The organism is Streptomyces lonarensis, assembly GCF_012033735.1.
In the GTDB taxonomy this organism is placed as follows: Bacteria; Actinomycetota; Actinomycetes; order Streptomycetales; family Streptomycetaceae; genus Streptomyces; species Streptomyces lonarensis.
On sequence record NZ_JAAVJD010000255.1, the window covers coordinates 1 to 7,163 of the forward strand.

At 72.6% G+C, this 7,163-nt stretch carries 7 protein-coding genes; 4 read left to right on the forward strand and 3 right to left on the reverse strand.

Annotated elements, in window-relative coordinates:
* Positions 1-62 precede the first annotated feature (62 nt).
* On the reverse strand, positions 63-1,445 hold the full coding sequence (locus tag HCN56_RS22000; RefSeq protein WP_167973811.1) for a glycine--tRNA ligase: 1,383 nt from the start codon (positions 1,443-1,445) through the stop codon (positions 63-65).
* Positions 1,446-1,620: 175 nt separating this feature from the next.
* Between HCN56_RS22000 and HCN56_RS22005 the strand changes: the two genes are divergently transcribed.
* The 4 genes from HCN56_RS22005 to HCN56_RS22020 all read left to right on the forward strand — a co-directional run bounded on the left by HCN56_RS22005 (position 1,621) and on the right by HCN56_RS22020 (position 5,030).
* Complete coding sequence (locus HCN56_RS22005; protein ID WP_376770911.1) at positions 1,621-2,814, forward strand: metal ABC transporter substrate-binding protein; 1,194 nt, start codon at positions 1,621-1,623, stop codon at positions 2,812-2,814.
* A 56-nt stretch (positions 2,815-2,870) separates the two neighbouring features.
* A complete protein-coding gene (locus HCN56_RS22010) occupies positions 2,871-3,626 on the forward strand; it encodes a metal ABC transporter ATP-binding protein (RefSeq protein ID WP_167973815.1) in 756 nt (251 codons plus the stop codon).
* A 43-nt stretch (positions 3,627-3,669) separates the two neighbouring features.
* Positions 3,670-4,542 carry a metal ABC transporter permease gene (locus HCN56_RS22015; RefSeq protein WP_167973817.1) on the forward strand — a complete coding sequence of 291 codons (873 nt, stop codon included), beginning with the start codon at positions 3,670-3,672 and terminating at the stop codon, positions 4,540-4,542.
* A gap of 74 nt (positions 4,543-4,616) precedes the next feature.
* Positions 4,617-5,030, forward strand: coding sequence for a Fur family transcriptional regulator (locus HCN56_RS22020; protein WP_167973840.1), 414 nt, complete (start codon positions 4,617-4,619; stop codon positions 5,028-5,030).
* A gap of 94 nt (positions 5,031-5,124) precedes the next feature.
* Here HCN56_RS22020 and HCN56_RS22025 read toward each other — a convergent pair whose 3' ends face one another.
* Positions 5,125-5,967, reverse strand: a complete 843-nt coding sequence (locus HCN56_RS22025) for an isoprenyl transferase (RefSeq protein ID WP_167973842.1) — start codon at positions 5,965-5,967, stop codon at positions 5,125-5,127.
* A gap of 278 nt (positions 5,968-6,245) precedes the next feature.
* Positions 6,246-7,061 carry a DNA repair protein RecO gene (gene recO, locus HCN56_RS22030; RefSeq protein WP_167973844.1) on the reverse strand — a complete coding sequence of 272 codons (816 nt, stop codon included), beginning with the start codon at positions 7,059-7,061 and terminating at the stop codon, positions 6,246-6,248.
* Between the last annotated feature and the right edge of the window lie 102 nt (positions 7,062-7,163).

Genomic DNA, 7,163 nt, shown 5'->3' on the forward strand with positions numbered 1-7,163 from the left:
GTGCGGCTCCGGGACCCCTTCGGTCGGGCGCGGGTCCGGCCGCTGCCGGCCCCGCGCTCCGGTCAGCAGCCGAGCAGTCGGCTGCCCAGGTAGGACTCGATCTGGTCGAGCGAGACCCGCTCCTGCTTCATGGTGTCGCGCTCACGTACGGTCACCGCGTTGTCGTCGAGGGTGTCGAAGTCGACGGTGACGCAGAACGGGGTGCCGATCTCGTCCTGACGGCGGTAGCGGCGGCCGATGGCGCCGGCGTCGTCGAACTCGATGTTCCAGTTGTTGCGCAGCGTCGCCGCGAGGCCGCGGGCCTTCGGCGAGAGCTGCGGGTTGCGGGAGAGCGGCAGCACGGCCACCTTGACCGGCGCCAGGCGCGGGTCGAGGCGCATCACGACGCGCTTCTCCAGCTTGCCCTTGGCGTTCGGCGCCTCGTCCTCGATGTAGGCGTCGAGGAGGAAGGCCAGCATCGCGCGGCCGACGCCGGCGGCGGGCTCGATGACGTAGGGGGTCCAGCGCTCGCCGGCCTCCTGGTCGAAGTAGGCCAGGTCCTGGCCGGAGGCCTTGGAGTGCGCGCCGAGGTCGTAGTCGGTGCGGTTGGCGACGCCTTCCAGCTCGCCCCACTCGCTACCGCCGAACTGGAAGCGGTACTCGATGTCGGCGGTGCGCTTGGAGTAGTGGGAGAGCTTCTCCTCCGGGTGCTCGTACCAGCGCATGTTGGACTCCTGGAGCCCCAGGCCGCGGTACCAGTTCCAGCGCTGCTCCATCCAGTACTCCTGCCACTTCTCGTCCTCGCCCGGCTTGACGAAGAACTCCATCTCCATCTGCTCGAACTCGCGGGTACGGAAGATGAAGTTGCCGGGCGTGATCTCGTTGCGGAAGGACTTGCCCATCTGCGCGATGCCGAACGGCGGCTTCTTGCGCGAGGTCTGCTGCACCTGGGCGAAGTTGGTGAAGATGCCCTGGGCGGTCTCGGGGCGCAGGTAGGCGACCGAGCCGGTGTCCTGGGTCGGGCCCAGGTGGGTCGCGAGCAGCCCGGAGAACTGCTTGGGCTCGGTGAAGGCGCCCTTGTTGCCGCAGTGCGGGCAGTTGACGTCCGCCAGGCCGTTCTCGGGGAGGCGGCCGTGCTTGGCCTCGTACGCCTCCTCCAGGTGATCGGCGCGGAAGCGCTTGTGGCAGGAGGTGCACTCGGTGAGCGGGTCGGAGAAGGTGGCGACGTGGCCGGAGGCCTCCCACACCTCGGTGGCCAGGATCACCGACGAGTCAAGACCGACCACGTCCTCACGAGAGGTGACCATGTAGCGCCACCACTGGCGCTTGATGTTCTCCTTCAGTTCCACGCCCAGCGGCCCGTAGTCCCAGGCGGCACGCTGGCCGCCGTAGATCTCACTGCACGGGTAGACGAAGCCACGGCGCTTGCTGAGGCTGACGATGGTGTCGATCTTGTCGGCGGCCACGGTGCTCTCTTCAGGACGGCGATGGAGTCGCCCCAGATTACCGGCGTGACATGGCCCATCACCAAATCGGGACGCGGGCTTTGGCCAGCGGGGGACCCACTTCAGGGCGAAGCGTGGTGCGCACGACACCCCACTCAATTGACAACGGTTTCCATCGCCCTTGAAAATGGCTGTCATGACCAATGCTCGCAGCCCTCGCCGCCCCCGGATAACCAGGTCGGCCGTCGCCACCTCCGCCGCCCTGTCGGTCCTCGCCCTCGGCGCCTGCGGCACCGACGACAACGGCGGTGGCGGCGCCGGTGACGGGGACGGCACCCTCGCGGTGACCGCCTCGTTCTACCCGATGGCCTTCCTCGCGGAGCGCGTCGGCGGCGACCACGTGGACGTCACCACGCTCACCTCCCCGGGCGTCGACCCCCACGACCTCGAACTCAGCCCGCGCCAGGTCGGCGCGCTCGGCGAGTCCGACGCGATCCTGTACATCGCGGGGCTCCAGCCGGCGGTGGACGACGCGATCGAGCAGTCCGGCGTCGAGCACGTGGCAGAGGTCATGTCCTTCGTCAGCACCACCCCGGAGACCGAGGACGGCGCTGATCAAGGCGACGAGGACCACGCGGACGAGGACGACCACGGCCACGGGGACGACGACCACGGCCACGACCACGGCGGTGAGGACCACGCCGAGGACGACCACGGCCACGACCACGGCGGTGAGGACCACGCCGAGGACGACCACGGCCACGACCACGCCGACGAGGACGACCACGGCCACGGCGACGAGGACCACGACCACGGGGACGACGACCACGGTCACGACGGGCACCACCACGACCACGACCACGGTGACGGCGACCCGCACCTCTGGCTGGACCCGCTGACCTTCGCCGTCGCCGCCGACGGCGTGGCGGACACCCTCGCCGAGGCCGACCCCGACAACGCCGAGGACTACCGCAAGAACGCCGCCGATCTCGCCGACGAACTGCGGGTGCTGGACGAGGAGTTCGAGGAGGGCCTGGCCAACCGGGAAACCGACACGATCATCACCACCCACGCCGCCTTCGGCTACCTCGCCGAGCGGTACGGGCTGCGCGAGGAGGCCATCGCGGGCCTGGACCCCGAGTCCGAGCCGAGCGGCGCCCGGATGCGCGAACTGCACGACGTCGCCGAGCGCGACGAGGTGAGCACGGTCTTCTTCGAGGTGCTGGCGAGCGACGCCATGGCGGCGACCCTCGCCGAGGACCTCGGCCTGGAGACCGACGTCCTCGACCCGGTCGAGGGCATCACGGACGCGTCGCGCGGCGACGACTACTTCGCGGTGATGCGCGCCAACCTGGAGGCCCTGCAGAAGGCACTGCGCACCGACGCGTAGGACAATTCCGAGGACGTCCCCGGCAGCGCAGGCCGCCCCGACCCCACGGAGTATCCATGGAGCCCGTCATATCCCTCAGCGGGGTGACCGCCGAACTCGGCGGTCGGCCGGTGCTGCGCGGCGTCGACCTGACGGTCGGGCCGGGCGAGGTGGTCGCGCTGCTGGGCCCCAACGGCTCCGGCAAGTCCACCAGCGTCCGGGCCGCCGTCTGCCAGGTCCCGCTGACCGGCGGGGAGCTGCGGCTGTTCGGGACGCCGGTCCGCCGGTTCCGCGCATGGCAGCGGTTGGGCTACGTGCCGCAGCGCTCCACCGCGGCCGGCGGGGTGCCCGCCACCGTCCGGGAGGTCGTGACCGCCGGGCGGCTCGCGCGGCGCGGGCTGCGCCCGCTGGGCCGCGCCGACCGGGCGGCGGTCCGGGACGCGCTGGAGCAGGTCGGCCTCGCCGACCGCGCCGGCGACCCGGTGGACTCGCTCTCCGGCGGCCAGCACCAGCGGGTGCTCATCGCCCGGGCGCTGACCACCTCGCCCGAGCTGCTGATCATGGACGAGCCGCTGGCGGGAGTCGACCTCGCCAGCCAGCGCATCCTCGCCGACACCCTGCGCGAGCAGGTGGGACGCGGGGTCGCGGTCCTGGTGGTGCTGCACGAGCTGGGCCCGCTGGAGCCGCTGATCGACCGCGCCGTCGTCCTCTCCGGCGGCCGGGTGGAACGCGTCGTGGAACACTCCTCGGAGCTGCCCGCCGACCACGCCTGCCATCCCCACGACGAGCTGGACCCCTCGGTGGTGCCGCCCCTCCAGACCGGCATCCTGTAGCGACGCGCCGGCTCACGGATACAGCAGCGGAAACGGACGGATCATGCTGGAAGTCCTCGACTACCCCTTCATGCAGCGCGCGCTCCAGGCCGCGCTGCTGATCGGGATCGCCGCCCCGGCGGTCGGCATCTACCTGGTGCAGCGCCGCCAGGCGCTCATGGGCGACGGCATCGGTCACGTCGCGTTGACGGGGGTGGCGCTCGGGTTCCTGCTGTCGGCCAACCCGGTGTGGATGGCGGTGCTGGTCTCCGTCGTGGGGGCGGTCGCCATGGAACTGGTGCGCTCCTCCGGCCGCGCCCGCGGCGACATCGCCCTCGCCATGCTGTTCTACGGCGGCATGGCCGGCGGCGTCATGATCATCAACCTGGCGCCGGGAGGCTCCACCGCCAACCTCACGACCTACCTCTTCGGCTCGGTGAACACCGTCTCCCCGAGCGACATCACCGCGATCATGATCCTCTCGGCGTTCGTACTGCTGGTCTCGTTCGGGTTGCGGCGGCAGCTGTTCTCCGTCTGCCAGGACGAGGAGTTCGCCCGCGTCACCGGGCTGCCGGTCCGGGCGCTGAACCTCCTGCTCGCGGTGACCGCGGCCGCCACCGTCACCGTCGCGATGCGGGTGGTGGGACTGCTGCTGGTGAGCGCGCTGATGGTGATCCCGGTGGTGGCCGCGCAGCAGCTGACCAGGGGGTTCGCCACCACGCTGGGGCTCTCCGTCGGCTTCGGCGTGCTGGTGTCCCTCTCCGGCACGGTCACCTCGTACTACGCCGACGTCCCGCCCGGCGCGACGATCGTGCTGATCGCCCTGGGCCTGTTCGCCCTGATCGCCGCCGTGGCGGCCCCGCTGTCCCGGCGCCGTGCCCGTGCGGCGGCCGCGCCCGGAGCCACGCGGGAGAGCGAGGTCGTCGCCGCCCCGTGATGTGCTGGCACAATGGCATCCCCGCGCGGGGGCCGTGCGGGTAACAGTTCCGAGGATTCTCCGAGGAGGGCATCGTGGTGACGGCAGGACCACCGGTCCGTGGGCGGTCCACGCGTCAGCGGGCCGCGGTGGCGGCGGCACTGGCGGAGGCGGACGAGTTCCGCAGCGCGCAGGAGCTGCACGACGTGCTCAAGCACCGCGGCGACTCCGTCGGGCTGACGACCGTCTACCGCACCCTGCAGTCGCTCGCCGACGCGGGCGAGGTCGACGTGCTGCGGACCAAGGACGGCGAGTCGGTCTACCGCCGCTGCTCCACCGACGACCACCACCATCACCTGGTCTGCCGCACCTGCGGCAAGGCGGTCGAGGTGGAGGGGCCGGCCGTGGAGAAGTGGGCGGACGCGATCGCCGCGGAGCACGGCTTCGTGGACGTCGCGCACACCGTCGAGGTCTTCGGCACCTGCGGCGACTGCGCCGCCTCCCGCTGAGCGGCGCGCTCAGCGGCGCGACGTACGGGCCCGGAGCGCGACCGTTCGGTCGCGTCCCGGGCCCGGCGCACGTCCACCGCGGGCGGTGCCGCCCTCAGCGCCCGTCGGCGGGGGTGGGAGCGGTGACCTCGTTGGGGAGCGCACCGCCGAAGCGGCGGTCGCGGGAGGCGTACTCGACGCAGGCGTCCCACAGGTTCCGGCGGTCGAAGTCGGGCCAGAGGATGTCCTGGTAGACCAGCTCCGCGTAGGCGCTCTGCCAGATCAGGTAGTTCGACGTCCGCTGCTCCCCCGAGGGGCGCAGGAAGAGGTCCACGTCGGGCATGTCCGGGTGGTAGAGGTACTTCGCGAACGTCTTCTCGTTGACCTTGCCCGGGTCCAGGCGGCCCGCCCGCACGTCCTCGGCCAGCCGGGCGGCGGCGTCGGCGATCTCGGCCCGACCGCCGTAGTTGACGCACATGTACAGCGTCATCGCCTCGTTGTCGCGGGTCCGCGCCTCGGCGGCCTGCAGCTTGGTGACGACCGAGCGCCACAGCCGCGGCTGCCGCCCCGCCCACCGGATGCGGACGCCCATGGCGTCGAGCTCCTCGGTGCGGCGGTCGATGACGTCCCGGTTGAACGCCATGAGGAAGCGCACCTCGTCCGGGGAGCGCTTCCAGTTCTCGGTGGAGAACGCGTACAGCGAGAGGTTGCGCACCCCCAGCTCCAGGCAGCCCTTCACGACGTCCAGGACGACGGACTCACCGATCTTGTGGCCCTCGGTGCGCGGCAGGCCGCGGTCCTTCGCCCAGCGGCCGTTGCCGTCCATCACGATCGCGACGTGTCCGGGGACCAGCTCCGCCGGCAGCTTCGGCGGCCGTGCTCCGGAGGGGTGCGGGTCGGGGGCGGCGTAATCGGCGGGCACGCGACGCTGCCGTGACAGCATTCCGCGACGGGCCATGGCAGTGCTCTCTCTCGACTGAGTTCGACGGAAGCCCGGAGGGCGGGTGGGAACGCGTCGCTCCGGCAGGTGCGAGGGTAGCCGACCGCCGCGGGCCCCACGCCGGGCGGCGACCGGGAGACGGCGCCGGGGCCGGCCCGTCGGCGGCGCGGACGGACGGGAGCGCGGGCGGGGCAGGGGGGCGGTTCGGGGCGGGCGTGCACGGTTCCGGACGGGGTGTCGGACGGGGCGCCCGGTCCGGACGGGGCGCGGTCCGGGCAGCAGGCCTCCCGCGGCGCTCAGCCCGGTTGCGCGTGCGGAGCCGGGTGCCGGCCGGCCGGGACGGCGGGGGCGGGGGCGTCACCGCCGCTGCGGTCGACGTACCGCAGCGAGCGCAGGCCGCGCTCCATGTGCCAGTGCAGGTAGGCGGAGACCAGGCCGCTGCCCTCCCGCCGGTGCCGGGACTCGGCGGCGTCGGCCGTCGCCCAGTCGCCGGTGAGCAGCGCCCCGAGCAGCACCAGCGCCTCCGGCGAGGGCACCACACTCCCCGGCATCCGGCAGTCGGGGCAGACCGTCCCGCCGGCGGCGACGGAGAAGAACCGGTTCGGCCCGGGCATGCCGCAGCGGGCGCAGTCGGAGAAACTGGGCGCGTACCCCGCCACGGAGAGCGACCGCAGCAGGAAGGCGTCGAGCACCAGCCCCGGCGCGTGGTCGCCGGAGGCCAGCACGCGGAGCCCCCCGACCAGCAGCAGGTACTGCTGCACCCCGGGTTCGCCCTCGTGGTCGGTGAACCGCTCCGCGGTCTCCAGCATCACGGTCCCGGCGGTGTAGCGGTCGTAGTCGGTGACGATCGCCTGCCCGTAGGGGGCGATCGTCTCGGTCTGGGTGCACATCGGCAGCCCGCGGCCGACCAGCTCCGCGCCCCGGGCGAAGAACTGGACGTCGACGTGGGTGAACGGCTCCAGCCGGGAGCCGAACTTCGAGGAGGTCCGGCGCACCCCCCGGGCCACGGCCCGCACCCGGCCGTGGCCGCGGGTGAGGAGGGTGATGATCCGGTCCGCCTCGCCCAGTTTCTGGGTGCGCAGCACGATGCCGTCGTCGCGGAACAGAGTCATGCCGCCATTCTGGCGCACGCCGTGCCGGGGCCGGGCGCACCCCCGGCACGGGTCGTCGGCGGCACGCCGCCGCCCGCGGCCACCGCGCCGCGGGGCGCGCGG

Coding starts and splice junctions, on each gene's coding strand:
- recO (WP_167973844.1), bottom strand. CDS start 7,061: ATGACTCTGTTCCGCGACGACGGCATCGTGCTGCGCACCCAGAAACTG.
- HCN56_RS22025 (WP_167973842.1), bottom strand. CDS start 5,967: ATGGCCCGTCGCGGAATGCTGTCACGGCAGCGTCGCGTGCCCGCCGAT.
- HCN56_RS22015 (WP_167973817.1), top strand. CDS start 3,670: ATGCTGGAAGTCCTCGACTACCCCTTCATGCAGCGCGCGCTCCAGGCC.
- HCN56_RS22010 (WP_167973815.1), top strand. CDS start 2,871: ATGGAGCCCGTCATATCCCTCAGCGGGGTGACCGCCGAACTCGGCGGT.
- HCN56_RS22005 (WP_376770911.1), top strand. CDS start 1,621: ATGACCAATGCTCGCAGCCCTCGCCGCCCCCGGATAACCAGGTCGGCC.